Source organism: Flavobacterium sp. CLA17 (genome assembly GCF_013112255.2).
Lineage (GTDB): Bacteria > Bacteroidota > Bacteroidia > Flavobacteriales > Flavobacteriaceae > Flavobacterium > Flavobacterium circumlabens.
Map to the genome: position 1 here is coordinate 451,402 of NZ_CP068294.1, position 16,895 is coordinate 468,296.

The following is a 16,895-nucleotide window of genomic DNA, read 5'->3' on the forward strand; positions in this document are numbered from 1 at the left end:
GTTAGAGCCAAAGGAAACAGGAATAAAAATATTTTTTTTCCTGCTGACAAACTGTTGTCACCGGACCTTAATAATTTTGAAGTATTAAAATAATTAAAACTTTAAAACTATGAAAACATTAGCTGCCCAGGTAATTACTCCCGAAGATTTGTTGAAACACTGGCAAGGACACCGCGCACTAACCCGTCGTGTAATTGAACTTTTTCCTGAAAAAGATTTCTTTGAATTTTCGATAGGAGGTATGAGAACATTTGCCAAATTAACCGATGAACTTTTAGCGATTGCGGTTCCGGGGTTAAAAGGAATTGTAAATAAAGAAGTGAAAGGATTCGCCGAAGAATCAGATAAACTAATTTTTAAAGCCCAATATCTGGAAAAATGGGACGAGGCAACTTCAGAAATCAATCAGTATTGGGAAAAATTATCGATTGAAGATTTTAATGAAACCTTTAATCTTTTTGGTCAATATGAATTTCCTGTAATTCAGAATATCCTATATTTTGTAGATAATGAAGTACATCACCGCGGACAAGCATATGTGTATCTGAGAGCTTTAGGTATTGATCCGCCTTTTTTCTGGGAAAGATAGCATTCCTGAAGATTGGCCAGAAAAAAACTCCTTAAAGTGAACGCTAAATTCACTTTAAGGAGTTTTTTTATAAAAGTCTTTTTCTGTTGACTTCCAGTAATTCTAAAGTTCGGACTTTGAGACTCTCGGGTTCCAGAATTGTAGCGTAATCTCCAAACATTAAGAACCAACGCGGGAAACCACTTTCGATATCACGGCACATAAAGGTCATTTCTATTTGTCCGTCGATTTCTTTTTCAGAGACAAAACCGTGGTATTTTCTTTCGAACTCCAGGTATCGGGCTATTTTTTTCTCAATCAGGATTCTGACTTTGGTCGTCGGAATGGTTTCAGTTTTGTTTAAATAGGTTTCCAAGGAATCATGTTCTATTGTAAAATCACATTCTGTTTTTTGAATACCCTGAATTCTGTCGGTTCTAAATTGACGATAATCCTTTCGCAGATGGCAATACCCCAGAAAATACCAATTGTTATGATCATGAAAAACGCCGACAGGTTCGATATTTCTATGGGTCGGTTGTTCAGCTTCTAATGTTTTATAAGATAAAATGATTTGCTTTTTCTCGGCAATACTTTCAAACAAAAGCGCCAGCGTATTGGGTGATTTGTCGTGAAATAAAGGGTCTGCCGATTGCATTACGACTCGTGATTCAATGTTCGAAAGCCAGTCTTTATCGGTACTTCTCAAAACCGATTTCAATTTAAACATTGCTGATGCATAATGTGATCCAAGAGACGGATCGGTGAATTTCTGCATCAGTTTTTCGGCCGCAATAAAACTGCTTACTTCTTCGCGTGTAAACATAACCGGAGGCAATCGATAACCTTCCATCAACGCATAACCCACTCCGGCTTCACTGTAAATGGGAACTCCGGAAGCTTCCAAAGTTCGGATGTCCCGATAAATCGTTCTTAAACTAACTTCAAAGCGATCTGCCAATTCCTGTGCTTTTACAATTTTCTTGGATTGTAATTGAATCAGAATAGCGACAATTCGGTCAAATCGTTTTGGGGTTTCGTCCATTTTTTTCTTTTTGAGGTGCTGAGTTACTAAGGTTCTAAGTTGCTGAGGTTTTTTTCTTTTGAGGTGCAAAGGCTCAAAGATACAAAGGTTCAGAGTTTTTTTTTGAGTTAGTAAGGTTCTGAGTGGTTGAGGTTCTGAGTTTTTTTTTCTGGTTACAATGGTTCAAAGATACAAAGGTTCAGCGTTTAGAGAAGTAAAAAATTGGTTCCAAATTAGGACAGATTTATGGGTTGAAAACATTATCCGAAATTTGCATTTGTCGTAGACGCACAGCTATGCGCCTCTACAATATACTTTGAGAATATAATATAATGTTTCTCCTGTAGGTTTTAAAAACAAAAAACCCGACAACTTTCGTCATCGGGTTTCAATCTATATTCTATTCTCTTTATTCTATTTTCTAAAAAAAACTTAGTCATTCAATTTCAAAACAGCCATAAACGCTTCCTGAGGAATTTCAACATTTCCTACTTGTCTCATACGTTTTTTACCTTTTTTCTGTTTTTCCAAAAGTTTACGTTTACGGGAGATATCCCCACCGTAACATTTCGCGGTAACGTCTTTACGAAGTGCTTTAATCGTTTCACGCGCAATGATTTTAGCACCAATTGCCGCCTGAATCGGAATGTCAAATTGTTGTCTCGGGATTAACTCGCGTAATTTCTCGGTCATTTTTTTACCGATGTTATAGGCGTTATCTTCGTGAATCAAAGCAGAAAGCGCATCAACCGTTTGGGCATTCAGAAGCACATCAAGTTTTACTAATTTTGAAGTTCTCATTCCGATTGGAGAATAGTCAAAAGAAGCATACCCTTTAGAAACCGTTTTAAGACGATCGTAAAAATCGAATACAATCTCGGCCAGAGGCATATCAAAATTCAATTCAACTCTTTCTGTCGTTAAGTAGGTTTGATTGGTAATTACGCCACGTTTTTCGATACAAAGGCTCATTACATTTCCAACAAAGTCAGATTTTGTAATGATTGTTGCTTTAATATACGGTTCTTCAACCCGGTCTAAACGAGAAGGTTCCGGTAAGTCAGAAGGATTGTTTACCACAAATGGTGTTTCAGGATCTTTTTTGGTATACGCCAGATACGAAACGTTAGGAACCGTAGTAATTACAGTCATATCAAACTCACGCTCTAAACGTTCCTGAATAATTTCCATGTGAAGCATTCCTAAGAATCCGCAACGGAAACCAAATCCTAACGCCGCAGAACTTTCAGGTGTAAAAACTAACGAAGCATCATTCAACTGCAGTTTTTCCATAGAAGAACGCAAATCTTCATAATCTTCTGTATCAACAGGATAAATTCCGGCAAATACCATTGGTTTTACATCCTCAAAACCTGTAATCATATTGGTAGTAGGCGTTTTAGCATCCGTTAGAGTATCTCCAACTTTTACATCTTTGGCTTCTTTAATTCCAGAAATCAAATAGCCAACATCACCTGCAGAAATCACACTTTTAGGAACCTGATTTAATTTTAAAGTTCCAATTTCATCGGCAAAATATTCATTTCCTGTGGCCATGAATTTAATTTTTTGCCCTTTTTTAATCTGTCCGTTTTTCACACGGAAAATAACCTCAATTCCACGAAACGGATTGTAATGTGAATCGAAAATCAAAGCCTGTAATGGCTCATCAACATTTCCTGATGGAGGTGGGATTTTTTCGATAATGGCAGCTAAGATATTCTCAACACCAAAACCTGTTTTTCCGGAAGCATGAATAATATCTTCCAGTTTGCACCCTAATAAATCAATAATATCATCACTAACTTCTTCAGGATTAGCACTTGGTAAATCTACTTTATTCAAAACCGGAATAATTTCCAGGTCATTTTCTAAAGCCAGATATAAGTTAGAAATCGTTTGTGCCTGAATGCTCTGTGCAGCATCAACAATCAAAAGTGCACCTTCGCAGGCAGCAATAGATCGGGAAACTTCGTATGAAAAATCGACGTGACCGGGAGTGTCAATTAAATTTAAAATATATTCTTCTCCTTTATAAGTGTATTCCATCTGAATGGCGTGACTTTTTATGGTGATTCCACGCTCACGCTCCAGGTCCATGTTGTCAAGCAATTGTGCTTTTTCTTCACGAGCTGTAACGGTTTGTGTAGCGCCCAATAATCGGTCTGCCAATGTACTTTTACCGTGGTCAATGTGTGCAATAATGCAAAAGTTACGTATCTTCTTCATTTTTTATATGTCAATTCTCTATGCGAGTTTTTAGGTATTTCCGGGTATAATTTTACGCTGCAGCAATTGCTGCAGAGCGTGTTATTAAGGCGCAAAGATAGCGGAAAGTTTTGGATTCTGGAATGTAGTTGCCCGATAGTTAGATTCTGGAATATAAATTGAGCCTTAAAATTCAAAATTAAATCCTTTTTCAGTCAGTTTTTTATAGATTTCGGGATCAAATTTGTACAATTTTGCCGCTCTGTGTGAAACATCTTTTTGCTTTTCGTCAAGTTCAACTAATAATTTCATATGAAGAATCTTTCTGCGGAAATTTGATTTGTCCATTTCGATTCCAAGAATTTCTTCATACAAATGCATTAATTGTAATAAAGTAAATTTTTCAGGTAAAAGATTAAAACCAATAGGAGCCTGACGAACCCGGTTTTGAAGTTGTTTTAAACTATATGAAAGGATTTCGTTATGATCAAAAATTAAATCCGGAACCTCATTAATTTTAAACCATTTGGCTTCAAATACTGAAACGCTGGCCTTAATATTATAATCTTCACGGTTTACTAAAGTGTAATATCCAATAGTTATAACTCTCTCGCTCTTTACACGGTCAGGATCTGTAAAAGCTTTTAATTGCTCCAGATAGATATTGTCAAGACTCGTGAGTTCATATAATATTCGCAATGCAGCATTATCAATACTTTCGTCCAGTTCCGGATTTCCTCCAAGAACGCCCCATCTCCCGGCACTTTCTCCTATGGCATGATGAACTAAAAGAACTTCAAGATTTTTTTTATCAAAAGAAAAAATAACGCAGTCAATCGAAATGCCCTCTATAAAAGATTTGGAATCAGCAGTTACAGGAGTATTAATTTTCGGAATGTTTTTAGAAAAGGAAGAAGTCATTAAAACTCAAAATTAAATCCTTTTTCAGTAAGTTTCCTGTAAATGTCCGGGTCAAATTTATATAATTTGGCGGCTCTGTGCGAAACATCCTGTTGTTTTTCGTCAAGAGCAACCAGTAATTTCATGTGAAGGATTTTACGCCTGAAATTTGATTTGTCCATTTCTACACCCAGAATTTCTTCATACAGATGCATGAGTTGCAGCAAAGTAAATTTCTCAGGAAGAAGATTGAATCCTAACGGTGCCTGGCGAACCCTGTTGCGAAGATGTTTGAGACTGTACCCTAATATTTCGTTGTGATCGTAAATTAAATCGGGGATGCTGTTTATTTTATACCATTTGGCATCAGCAGCGGTAAAACCGGCTTTAATATTATAGTCTTCGCGTTTTACCAAAGCATAGTAGCCAATGGTGATAACACGTCGAAGCGGGAAACGATCCGGATCGCCAAATGCTTTTAATTGCTCTAAGTAGATATTGTCAAGGCCGGTCAGCTCATTCAATAAACGATGGGCAGCAGAATCGGTACTTTCTTTTTTATAAATCCATCCTCCCGGAAGTCCCCATTTTCCTTTACTGATTCCTTCCCCGTGCTGTACCAAAAGCACTTCCAGACTTCCTTTGTCAAAACCAAAAATGACACAGTCAATTGTGATCGCATTCATCGCGGTCTGTTCGCTTTTTAAAAGAGAGTCCTCATCTTCATTTTTAACCATAACCTACTTTAAATTTTGACAAATTAAATAAATAAAATGAATAGTTGGCGTTATAAATCTTTTATATTTTTTTTAACGTAACAATTTTCTGATAATCAGGAGGTTGTTTTATTGTCGATTATTTCCTTTTATTTTATTTTTTCTTAAACGTCTGATTGTCAAATCGCTGATTCGATATTTTTTTAATAATTTTTATTTCACTTTCGTCTCCGTTTTTAGTGTATTGATAAAAATCACTGTGCATTAATCGGAATAGCCAAAAAAAATATCTAATATTTTGTTAATATAGAAAAAATGTTTTACACTTGTAGTCAAATTTACCATAAGATAAGTTCAATTTGACTATTAGTTTGTAAAACAACAATAATTCTTTAATTAAATAAAATATAGCTGATGTTATTTTTAGGAATTGATTTAGGAAGCTCCTCTGTAAAACTCTCTGTTTTTGATCCGGAAAAAGGGTCAACAATTGGAGCGGTTAGTGTTCCTGATTTTGAAATGCCAATTATTGCCCAAAAATTTGGCTGGGCGGAACAAGATCCGGAATCCTGGTGGCAATTTGTAAAAGACGGCATAAAGCAATTAGGTTTAAAATCGAGTATTGATTTAAAAAAGATTGCCGGAATCGGGATTGCTTATCAAATGCATGGTCTGGTTTTAACCGATGAAAATCTGAATCCCGTTCGCTCTTCCATTATTTGGTGCGATAGCCGTGCGGCCATTATCGGAGATGAGATTTACGATAAAATGGGTGCTGAGAATTGTCAGCAGCAAATTTTAGGGAGTCCGGGAAATTTTACGGCTTCAAAATTGAAATGGGTAAAAGAGAATGAGCCACAGGTTTTTGAAAAAGCAAAATACATGATGCTTCCGGGCGATTTTATTGCTGCGAAATTATCAAAAACAGCACAAATCAGTACTTCAGGACTATCGGAAGCGGCTTTATGGAATTTCTCAGAAGGAAAACTGGCCACTGAAATTCTTTCCCAAATGGGATTACCGGAAGCCATTGTTCCTGAGATTGTTTCCAATTTCGGAATTCAGGCCACTGTTAACGCACAAATTGCTGAAGAATTGGGATTGAATTCAGATGTAAAAATAACCTATCGCGCAGGAGACCAGCCTAACAATGCATTGTCATTGAACGTTTTGAAACCCGGAGAAATTGCGACAACAGCCGGAACTTCGGCAGTAGTGTATGCGGTGAGTGACCAGGATGCTTACGACAAACAAAACAGAATCAATACTTTTTTACATGTCAATAATACAGAAGCCGAGAAACGCAACGGCGTAATGTTGTGTATTAACGGTTCAGGAATTTTATACCAGTGGTTACGTAAAATTATGTCGGTAGATAAAGCCGAACTGATTGCTTACGAAAAACTAAATGCTGAAGCGGCAAAGGTGGAAGCCGGAAGTAACGGACTTCGTTTTTACCCTTTCGGAAATGGTGTCGAACGTATTTTTAATAATAAAAATGCGACTTCAGGAATCCAGAATTTAAACTTCAATATACATCAGCCGTCCCATTTGGTGCGCGCGGCCTGCGAAGGAATCGTGTTTGCGATGAACTACGGTTTTGATGTTATGAAAGAAGTCGGAGTTTCGGGAACGGTGGTGAGAGCCGGAAATTCAAATCTCTTTTTAAGTCCGGTTTTCAGGGAAATCTTTACCAATACGACACAAACTACTTTAGAATTATACAATACTTCAGGAGCTGAAGGTGCCGCAAGAGGCGCTGCTTACGGTTACGGATATTACAGTTCGCTGGAAGAAGCTTTTCAGGGATTGCAATGTCTGGATCGAATTGAACCCAATAAAATCCTGACCAGTCAATACCAGGATTTATATCAGGAATGGAAAAATCACATTAAAATCGAACAACAATAATGAGCACAACAAAACAAACTTATTTCAAAAACATAGACACGATTAAATTCGAAGGAAGAGAAAGTGATAATCCACTGGCGTTTAAATGGTACGATGAAAATCGTGTTGTTGCGGGTAAAACATTAAAAGAGCATTTGCGTTTTTCAATGGCTTACTGGCATACGCTATGTAACACGGGAGGAGATCCGTTTGGAGCTTCGACGGAAACTTTTTCATGGGATAAAAATGAAAATGCAATTCTAAGAGCAAAAGACAAAATGGATGCCGCTTTTGAATTTATGACCAAGTTAGGTTTGCCGTATTACTGTTTTCATGATGTTGATGTAGTGGATGATGCACCGACTCTGGCAGAATTTGAAACCCGTATTCAGACTATGGTGGAATACGCTAAACAAAAGCAACAGGAATCAGGGATTAAATTGTTGTGGGGAACTTCAAACTTATTCAGTAATCCCCGCTATATGAATGGTGCTGCGACGAATCCGAACTTTGATGTTTTGGCTTATGCGGGTGCTCAGGCAAAAATTGCAATTGATGCTACTATTGCTCTTGGTGGTGAAAATTATGTTTTCTGGGGAGGCCGTGAAGGATACATGAGTCTTTTGAATACAGACATGAAAAGAGAACAGGACCACTTAGGAAGATTCCTGAATACCTGTAAAGATTATGCCCGCAAAGAAGGTTTTAAAGGAACCTTTTTAATTGAACCAAAACCAATGGAACCGACCAAACATCAATACGATTTTGATGCAGCGACTTCGTTAGGATTCATTCATAAATACGGACTTCAAAATGATTTCAAATTAAATCTTGAAGTAAATCATGCAACTCTTGCCGGACACTCTTTCGAACACGAATTGCAAGTTGCCGTTGATGCCGGAATGTTAGGAAGCATTGATGCCAACAGAGGTGATTACCAAAATGGCTGGGACACCGATCAATTTCCAATAAATCTTCAGGAAGTTACTCAGGCGATGCTGGTTATCCTTGAAGGTGGCGGAATTCAGGGCGGCGGCGTAAACTTTGATGCAAAAGTGAGAAGAAATTCAATTGATTTAGAAGATAAATTTATTGCACACATTTCAGGAATGGATGTTTTCGCAAGAGGATTAATCTGTGCAGATCACATACTACAAAATACAGATTACAGAAAATTACGCACACAGCGTTACAGTTCGTTTGACAGCGGTAACGGAGCGAAGTTCGAAAACGGAGAATTGTCTCTTGAAGATCTAAGCAAAATTGCCCGTGCAAGTGGAGAACCTCAGCCCTTAAGCGGCAGACAGGAATTATTCGAACAAATTATTTCGAATGCATACTAAATTAAATTATAAGGTAACTAACTATAAATTTAACCAATTCTTAAATATTATGAAAAGCAAATATTGTATAAAAACAACAATGCTTCCGTTTTGTATGGCGCTGCTGCTAAGCGTCTTTACGATACAATCTGGTTTTGCACAGGAGCAATCCCAATTTGTAAGCGGAAATGTAAAATCGGCAGAAGACGGTATGGGAGTTCCGGGTGCCACGATTTTGGTACAAGGAACAAAAATAAGCACAGCAACTGATTTTGACGGATTATTTAAAATACAAGCTAAAACAGGAGATGTACTTGTTTTTAGTTTTATGGGATATAAAACACAAAAATTCACTGTTGGAACGCAAAAAACAATCACTGTTACAATGCAGGCTGAAACAGCTGAACTTAAAGAAATTGTTGTTATCGGTTACGGTACACAAAAGAAAAAGGTAAATACAGCGGCAACTTCACTGGTATCCGGAAAAGATATTCAGCAAGTAGCGAGTCTTGATGTGGTGAATGCTTTGCAGGGTCAGGCATCCGGGGTTAATGTTACTTCCTCTTCGGGACAGCCGGGGGCCAATATGGTAGTCAACATTCGTGGAGCAGGTACAGCAGGAAAAAGTGATCCTCTTTATGTCGTTGATGGCGTTGTTGTAGATAATGGTATTTCTTACCTTGATCCTTCGGTTATCGAAAGGGTCGATGTACTTAAAGATGCTTCGGCAGCTTCTATTTACGGAGCAAGAGCGGCAAACGGAGTTATTCTGGTAACGACTAAAAAAGGTAAAGACGGAAAAATGAATGTGTCTTTTAACTCCTACACCGGTTTTCAGCAAGTGGCTAAAAAATTAGATTTGATGAATACGCAGGAGTATACAACGATCATGAACGAGGCTCGTATAAACTCAGGACTTACGCCTTTATACACACCGGCTCAGGTTGCATCATTGCCTAATCACGATTGGCAGGACGATTTGTTTAATGAAGGAGCAATGAAACAAAACCATTCTCTTTTAATTACAGGTGGTGATAAAAAATCGACTATTGCAACAGGATTGTCTTACTACGGTCAGGAAGGAATGATTGGCAGCGCAAACAGTCAATCGCAATACGACCGTATCACTTTTAGTGTGAATTCAACATCTGAAATAATTGAAAATCATTTGAAAATTGGAGAAAACTTCACTTTATCTAATACAAAATCAAGCGGAATTGCTGATGATGGTATTTACAGCAACGGAATCAGAAGTTTCTTAAACGCGGCTCCAATTGATGCTGCTTATAATGCTGATGGAAGTTTTGCCAAATCAAATATTTCTGCAGATGTCAGTAACCCGGTTGGTTCACTTTACTACAATAACTTCAACGAAACTAAAGTCAACCGTTATGTAGGGAATATTTTTGCAGAATTAAAATTCCTGAAAGACTTTACATTCAGAACCAGTTATGGTGTAGACATGACAGATAGTAATTATCGTTCTTTCAGACCGGTTTATTCTCTTTCTTCAAGTGATAACAATACCGTTTCAAGTGTTACACAAAGCGGAACTAAAAGTTTAGGATGGATTTTTGAAAACACACTTCAATATAAAGTTACTGTTGGAGGATCACATAATTTTGATCTGTTGGTAGGTACTTCTGCAAAAAAGAATACCGCAGATTATATGGAAGGACAGGGTAGAAACTTGATTTTTACTGATTTCGAACATGCTTATTTAGACAATGCAAAAGACCCAACATCAAATGTGGTAAAAGGAAATCGCAGAGATTACGCCATCCAGTCTTATTTTGGACGTATGCTATACGATTACAATAACAAATACTTATTATCTGCAACAGTTCGTAGAGACGGATCTTCAGAATTCGGACCAAATAATAAATATGCCATTTTTCCATCATTTTCTGCAGGTTGGAATTTAGACCGCGAAGATTTCTTTAAAGAAAATACTGTTTTAAATACTTTTAAAGTACGAGCAAGCTGGGGGCAAAATGGTAACGACCAGTTTTCCAGAAGATTTGCTTATATGTCTACAGTTAGTTCAACAGATAAAACCTATCATTTTGGTACAGGAGACGAAACTTTATTAGTGGGTTCAAGCCCTGATCAGCTTTCAGATCCAAATTTAAAATGGGAAACTTCAGAACAATTAGATTTAGGTTTTGATGCTACCTTGTTTACCAATTTTAATGTAACATTCGATTACTACGATAAAAAAACAAAAGACTGGCTGGTATTGGCTTCTATTCCAACTTATGCCGGAGCTTCTGCACCGTATATTAATGGCGGAGACGTAAGCAATAAAGGTTTCGAGGTTGCTTTAGGATATCGCAAAAGCTTCGGAAACTGGAATTTCGGTATCAATGCAAACGTTTCTCACAACGAAAACAAAGTGCTTAGAATTGCCAACAACGAAGGAATCATTCATGGAGAGTCTAACTTATTGTTTCAGGGTTTAGACGAAATGAACCGTGTTGAAGTTGGAAAACCAATGGGGTATTTCTACGGATTAAAAACAGCGGGTATTTTTCAAAATGCTGCAGAAGTGCAGGCGGGAGTTCAGCCAAATGCACAACCTGGAGATGTTCGTTTTGTGGATTTAAACGGAGACGGACAAATCGATGCTAACGATAAAACAGAAGTAGGGAACCCAAATCCGGATTACACTTATGGAGTTAATTTGGATCTGTCTTATAAAGCATTTGATTTAACCGTTAATACTTATGGTGCAGCAGGTGGTCAAAACGTTTTTGGAATTCATGATTATACGCGTGCTTATACCAACAACACAACGGAAGTTTTAAACAGATGGACATCAGAAGGAACTTCAAACAGAATTCCAAGGGTAACTTACGGTACAGATCCTAATGGAAACTACACTAAGTTTTCAGATTTATATGTTCAGGATGCAGATTTCTTCAGAATTAAGAACATTACTGTAGGATGTGATTTGACAAAATTAACTACTAAGTTGGCTTTCTTCAGCAAATTCAGATTGTATGTTGCCGCTAATAACCTGTACACTTTCACAAAATATAAAGGTATGGATCCGGAAATTGGTTTCGGAAGTACTACTGTAGGACAAGAATGGGCAAGAGGAATTGATGTTGGATTTTATCCACAGCCAAGAACGTACATGATGGGTCTTAATGTTAACTTTTAATTTATGAAAACGATGAAAACATATATAAAATTATTTGCCCTTTCAAGCTTATTGGTTTTAGGAGCCTGTTCGGAAGATTTTTTAGAAAACGAACCTTATACAGATAAGGTAACAGACAATTTTTATAAAACTCCGGCTGATGCTTTCGAAGGACTAGTGGCCGTTTATGATGTATTGCAAAGAGAAGCTTACGGTACACAATTAATTGTCAGCGAGCAGGCATCTGACAATTGCTTTGGAGGATTTGGTATTGCAGATCCAACAGTAGATTTAGAATGGGACAGATTTTTGTACACGACAGATAAAGACATGAATGCACTGATCTGGACAAACTCTTATTTAGGAATTTACAGAGCCAATATTTTATTAGAAAATTTGGGGAAAGTAAACTGGGGAGCTCAGACCGCATTGAAAACACAATATGAAGCAGAAGCACGTTTTTTAAGAGCGCATTTTCACTTTCAGGCGGCTAAAATGTTTGGTGATATTGTTCCCTTAGACCATACCGTGACAACAAGTGAATTTCAATTGCCAAGACAAACGCCTGATGTAACCTATGCTTTAATTGCAAACGATTTAAAATTTGCAGCAGATAATTTAGGCCCTGAAAATTATTCTCAAAGAGGAAATGCAAACTTCGGACGTATCACAAAATGGGCTGCTGAAGCTTATTTGGCAAGAACCTTTTTGTTCTATACTGATTATTATGAAAAACCTGATTTAGCAGGTGTTGTTACTAAAGACCAGGCTACAACATACATTAATGATGCAGTAAGCAATAGCGGACACGCATTAGTAGCGGATTTTGCTAATCTTTGGTTGGCAGCTTCATTCGCAAATTTTGCAGGAGAAGACAACACAGAAATGGTTTGGGCTATTCGCTTTAATAGTTCAGGAAAAGGAAATTGGGATTTACACGAAGGAAACCGCTTTCAGGTTAACATTGCGCCACGTGGCGGAAGTGTAAACAACAAATATGCAACAGGATGGGGAGGAGCAACGGTTAACCCTAAATTATATGGAGCATATGAAGCAGGAGATACTCGCAGAGATGCTACTATTATTGCTTATGCAGAAGAAAATTTAGATTTTGATCCCGAAGCAAGAGAACAGCGCCAGTACACTGGATATTCGTGGAAAAAATACTGCCCAATTACAAACGCAGCAGGAACAGCTATTACGGAAGCCAACGGTGGAAATTTCCAAATTGACAACTATCAGGATCTGGCTATGATTCGTTATGCTGATGTATTATTGATGGCTTCAGAATTGAATTTACTTTCAAATCCCGGGTTAGCACAAGCAGATTTAGATAAGGTTCGCGATCGTGCCTTTAAAAGTACAACGAATCGCGTTACAGCTTCTAAAGCAAATATTATGAAAGAACGCCAGTTAGAATTAGCACTGGAAGGACAACGTTATTTTGACTTAATCAGACAAGATATGACTATTGCTAAAGCACAAATTGACAATACTGTTGGAGGATCTCAGTTTGCGGTAACTTTCAGACCGGAAACTTTAGGCTGGTTCCCATTACCACAATCTCAAATTGTACTTTCTAATGGGACTATTAAACAAAATCCAGGTTGGTAATAACTAAAAAAAACAAAAGATTATGAAACGTATATTATATATATTAATAGCAGCAATAACCATAGGCTCTTTGTTATTTTCATGCGAGCCTGTAGAAGACCGAGAAAGTTTAGACGCTATTACATTAACGCCGGCTACCACTAAATTTTCGGTTACCCAGAATCCTGCTAATGATCATGAAATAATTATAAAAAATGAAGATCCAACTGTAATTCCATATTGGTATTATGTTGATAGTAAAGGAAATGAATTAGGGCATTCTAACAAAGGCGAAGATAAAATCATTTTACCTTTTGGCGGAACGTATAAGGTTTTTTATACCGCTTATACAAGAGGAGGTGCCGTAGAAGCAGCTCCGGTATCTGTAACAGTTGCACAAAATGACGAAGCTTATTTTAGTGATGTAAGATGGGGGCTTCTTGCCAACAGAACAGCAGGAAAAACATGGGTATTAAACATGGTCAGACCTTTGGAATTTGTCGATGCAAAATACATAAACAGCACACTTAGCCCTGCAGGCTGGTGGCCATTGCTTTCAGAAATTCCCTGGGCAAACTTAGAAAATAAAGATTGGGGAGAAATTACTTTCGATCTTAAAGGAGGTTATAATGTTACTGTCATACAAACAAATCCGGCTTTAGGAAGTACACAAAAAACGACAAAAACAGGAACTTTTAATTTTTCGTTTTCAGACCAATCAAAAAATGACAGGTTAATTTTTAATGGCGGAATCGAAATGCTGCATCCAAATGACGGTACTTACTTTAGTTCTTCATTTAGTTTTACCAATGTAAGACTTGTGGAGTTAACAGAAACTACTTTAAGTTTTATAGCTATCAGAGCTGATGGTGGTTATTTATCTTATCACTTAATTGCTAAGCAATAATTATTTAATTCTATAGTCTCAGTTCTAAAAGCATTTCTACTGTTCTTTAAAACTGAGACTTAAATTATTTTACGGAAATAAACAGTCATTTTTATTTCTATCTTCAATTTTCCAACCAAAAAATAATACCAATGCGTAAAAGAAAGAATTTAAACAGCACACTTTCCTTAGTAACATTTGTAGTCATCCTGTTTTTTAGCTCCTGCAGCAAAAAAGAAGATACTTTTGTTAACCGAAAAGTCTCTTTTAATTCAGATTGGAGCTTTCATTTAAATGATAGTATTACAGATAAAGATACCATCGGGAATTCGACAAAATGGAGAACATTAAATGTACCCCACGATTGGAGTATTGAAGGAAAATTTGACGAAAAAAGCCCGGCCGGATACGGAGGCGGATCACTAAACGGAGGTTTAGGCTGGTATAAAAAAATATTTAAAGTTGCCGCTGAAGACAGCAGCAAAGTAATATCTGTCATTTTTGATGGTGTCTACAAAAACAGCGAAGTCTGGATAAACGGACATTATTTAGGAAAACGCCCAAACGGGTACATTGGTTTTCAGTATGAGATGTCGCCCTATCTAAACTACGGAGATCAAAACAACGAAATAATTGTTAAGGTTGACAATTCAAAACAACCGAATTCACGTTGGTATTCAGGTTCCGGAATTTTCAGAAATGTCTGGATCGAAACTACCGACAAACTACATGTTGGACAATGGGGAACTTATATAACCACCCCAAAAGTTACCGCCGAAAAAGCTTCGGTAAAAGTTGAAACTACGATTCATAATCAATATTCAGAATCAAAAAAAGCAACCGTAACAACTACTATTTTTAAAGACGACTCTAAAGTAACATCGTTTACTCAAAATATAACAATTGCTGCAAATACCAATCAAACGATTCAACAGGAAGCACAAGTTGAAACACCGGTTTTATGGTCTGTAGAAACACCGGAATTGTATACGGCAGTTACGGAAATTTCGCTTGACGGTACCATACTTGATTCCTATAAAACCAATTTCGGAATCAGGGATTTTAAATTTGATACCGATAAAGGTTTTATCCTGAATGGAAAACAAGTGAAAATAAAAGGCGTCTGCATGCACCATGATTTGGGGCCATTAGGATCGGCAATCAATACCAGAGCGATCGAACGCCAGTTGGAAATCCTGAAAGAAATGGGTGTAAACGGAATCAGAACTTCTCACAATCCTCCCGCGCCGGAACTTTTGGAGCTTTGCGACAAAATGGGTTTCATTGTCATGGATGAAGCTTTCGATATGTGGAAACAAAACAAAACCAAATACGACTATGGCAATGACTGGGATAAATGGCACAAAAAAGACCTGACAGATCAATTACTGCGTGACCGCAACCACCCAAGTATTTTTATGTGGAGTATCGGAAACGAAATTCCGGAACAATGGAACGAAAACGGAGTGACAATTGCCAAAGAGTTAGCAGCCATTACCCGTCAATACGATAAAACACGTCCGATTACAGCCGCAATGAATCCTCCGGTAAATATGAACCTTGATGGTGTTAATCTTCAATTTGAAAAAGCAGCGGTTCAATACAATAAAATTGCAGCTTCCGGAGCTTTGGATATTATCGGCTACAATTATGCGCATCAAACCTATGAATATCATAAAAAGAATTTCCCCGGAATTCCTTTTATCGCAACAGAAACCACTTCGGGTTTACAAACCCGTGGTTATTATGATGCTGTTTCAGACACCATTAAAAAATGGCCGGTAAGATGGGATCTTAAATTTACGGGTGGAAATCCGGGTAATACAGTTTCTGCTTATGATCAGGTACAGGCACCTTGGGGCTCTACGCACGAAGCCACCTGGAAAGTCATAAAAAAACACGATTTCCTTTCGGGGATGTACATCTGGACCGGATTCGATTATATCGGAGAACCAACGCCGTACGAATGGCCTTCTATCAGTTCGTATTTCGGAATTGTAGATTTAGCCGGTTTCCCAAAAGACGTTTATTATATGTACCAAAGCGATTGGACGGATAAAACCGTTCTTCATATCCTGCCACACTGGAACTGGAAAGCAGGACAAAATGTTGATGTCTGGGCTTATTACAATAAGGCTGATGAGGTTGAACTTTTCCTTAACGGAAAATCAGTCGGAATCAGAAGTAAAAAAGGAGAAGATCTGCATGTGATGTGGAGAATTCCGTTTCAGGCAGGAACACTAAAAGCAGTTTCGCGTAAAAACGGGAAAATTGTTTTAGAAACCGAAATCAAAACAGCCGGAAATCCATCCAATTTAAAACTGACGGCAGACCGAAGTACCATCAATGCCGATGGAAATGATTTGTCCTTTGTAACGGTTGATATTTTAGACGAAAAAGGAGTTTTGGCACCAAATGCAAATAACGAAATCAATTTCTCCCTAAAAGGAAACGGAAAAATTGTCGGCGTTTGCAGTGGAGATCCCGTAAGTCACGAATCGTATAAAGGAACAAAACATACGGCACTCAACGGAAAATGCCTGGTCGTAATTCAGTCCGGTGATACAAGCGGAAGACTGGAACTAACTTCCAAAGCAAACGGATTAAAACCGGCTACCATTGTAATTACAGCGGAATAAATAA

General features: G+C 37.6%; 11 protein-coding genes. 7 read left to right on the forward strand and 4 right to left on the reverse strand.

Annotated elements, in window-relative coordinates:
• The first annotated feature begins 109 nt into the window (after window positions 1–109).
• Entirely contained in the window at window positions 110–589 is a 480-nt protein-coding gene (locus HAV12_RS01895) for a DinB family protein (RefSeq protein ID WP_171568231.1), read from the forward strand.
• A gap of 67 nt (window positions 590–656) precedes the next feature.
• Here HAV12_RS01895 and HAV12_RS01900 read toward each other — a convergent pair whose 3' ends face one another.
• The 4 genes from HAV12_RS01900 to HAV12_RS01915 form a co-directional block, all read right to left on the reverse strand.
• The gene (locus tag HAV12_RS01900; RefSeq protein ID WP_171568232.1) at window positions 657–1,613 is read right to left on the reverse strand and encodes a YafY family protein; all 957 of its coding nucleotides are present in this window, start codon (window positions 1,611–1,613) and stop codon (window positions 657–659) included.
• Between the two features lie 411 nt (window positions 1,614–2,024).
• Window positions 2,025–3,821, reverse strand: coding sequence for a translation elongation factor 4 (lepA, locus tag HAV12_RS01905; protein WP_171568233.1), 1,797 nt, complete (start codon window positions 3,819–3,821; stop codon window positions 2,025–2,027).
• Between the two features lie 165 nt (window positions 3,822–3,986).
• Complete coding sequence (locus HAV12_RS01910) at window positions 3,987–4,721, reverse strand: NUDIX domain-containing protein (protein WP_132037182.1); 735 nt, start codon at window positions 4,719–4,721, stop codon at window positions 3,987–3,989.
• The gene (locus HAV12_RS01915) at window positions 4,721–5,437 is read right to left on the reverse strand and encodes an NUDIX domain-containing protein (RefSeq protein WP_171568234.1); all 717 of its coding nucleotides are present in this window, start codon (window positions 5,435–5,437) and stop codon (window positions 4,721–4,723) included. Before HAV12_RS01915 ends, HAV12_RS01910 begins: the two co-directional genes overlap by 1 nt.
• A 393-nt stretch (window positions 5,438–5,830) precedes the next feature.
• Here HAV12_RS01915 and HAV12_RS01920 point away from each other — a divergent pair, with 393 nt between their 5' ends.
• The 6 genes from HAV12_RS01920 to HAV12_RS01945 all read left to right on the forward strand — a co-directional run bounded on the left by HAV12_RS01920 (window position 5,831) and on the right by HAV12_RS01945 (window position 16,891).
• A complete protein-coding gene (locus HAV12_RS01920; protein WP_171568235.1) occupies window positions 5,831–7,327 on the forward strand; it encodes a xylulokinase in 1,497 nt (498 codons plus the stop codon).
• Window positions 7,327–8,649, forward strand: a complete 1,323-nt coding sequence (xylA, locus tag HAV12_RS01925; RefSeq protein ID WP_171568236.1) for a xylose isomerase — start codon at window positions 7,327–7,329, stop codon at window positions 8,647–8,649. Before HAV12_RS01920 ends, xylA begins: the two co-directional genes overlap by 1 nt.
• A gap of 49 nt (window positions 8,650–8,698) precedes the next feature.
• A complete protein-coding gene (locus tag HAV12_RS01930; RefSeq protein ID WP_171568237.1) occupies window positions 8,699–11,794 on the forward strand; it encodes a TonB-dependent receptor in 3,096 nt (1,031 codons plus the stop codon).
• 12 nt (window positions 11,795–11,806) lie between these two features.
• On the forward strand, window positions 11,807–13,387 hold the full coding sequence (locus HAV12_RS01935) for a RagB/SusD family nutrient uptake outer membrane protein (protein ID WP_171568238.1): 1,581 nt from the start codon (window positions 11,807–11,809) through the stop codon (window positions 13,385–13,387).
• A 22-nt stretch (window positions 13,388–13,409) separates the two neighbouring features.
• The gene (locus HAV12_RS01940; RefSeq protein ID WP_171568239.1) at window positions 13,410–14,273 is read left to right on the forward strand and encodes a hypothetical protein; all 864 of its coding nucleotides are present in this window, start codon (window positions 13,410–13,412) and stop codon (window positions 14,271–14,273) included.
• A 131-nt stretch (window positions 14,274–14,404) separates the two neighbouring features.
• Window positions 14,405–16,891: a glycoside hydrolase family 2 TIM barrel-domain containing protein gene (locus tag HAV12_RS01945; protein WP_171568240.1), complete on the forward strand. Its 2,487-nt coding sequence runs from the start codon at window positions 14,405–14,407 to the stop codon at window positions 16,889–16,891.
• Window positions 16,892–16,895: the final 4 nt, after the last annotated feature.

Excerpts from the sequence above, each read along its gene's own strand:
- HAV12_RS01945 (WP_171568240.1), top strand. The coding sequence starts at position 14,405 with ATGCGTAAAAGAAAGAATTTAAACAGCACACTTTCCTTAGTAACATTT.
- HAV12_RS01940 (WP_171568239.1), top strand. The coding sequence starts at position 13,410 with ATGAAACGTATATTATATATATTAATAGCAGCAATAACCATAGGCTCT.
- HAV12_RS01935 (WP_171568238.1), top strand. The coding sequence starts at position 11,807 with ATGAAAACATATATAAAATTATTTGCCCTTTCAAGCTTATTGGTTTTA.
- HAV12_RS01895 (WP_171568231.1), top strand. The coding sequence starts at position 110 with ATGAAAACATTAGCTGCCCAGGTAATTACTCCCGAAGATTTGTTGAAA.
- HAV12_RS01900 (WP_171568232.1), bottom strand. The coding sequence starts at position 1,613 with ATGGACGAAACCCCAAAACGATTTGACCGAATTGTCGCTATTCTGATT.
- HAV12_RS01915 (WP_171568234.1), bottom strand. The coding sequence starts at position 5,437 with ATGGTTAAAAATGAAGATGAGGACTCTCTTTTAAAAAGCGAACAGACC.
- HAV12_RS01930 (WP_171568237.1), top strand. The coding sequence starts at position 8,699 with ATGAAAAGCAAATATTGTATAAAAACAACAATGCTTCCGTTTTGTATG.
- HAV12_RS01920 (WP_171568235.1), top strand. The coding sequence starts at position 5,831 with ATGTTATTTTTAGGAATTGATTTAGGAAGCTCCTCTGTAAAACTCTCT.
- xylA (WP_171568236.1), top strand. The coding sequence starts at position 7,327 with ATGAGCACAACAAAACAAACTTATTTCAAAAACATAGACACGATTAAA.
- HAV12_RS01910 (WP_132037182.1), bottom strand. The coding sequence starts at position 4,721 with ATGACTTCTTCCTTTTCTAAAAACATTCCGAAAATTAATACTCCTGTA.
- lepA (WP_171568233.1), bottom strand. The coding sequence starts at position 3,821 with ATGAAGAAGATACGTAACTTTTGCATTATTGCACACATTGACCACGGT.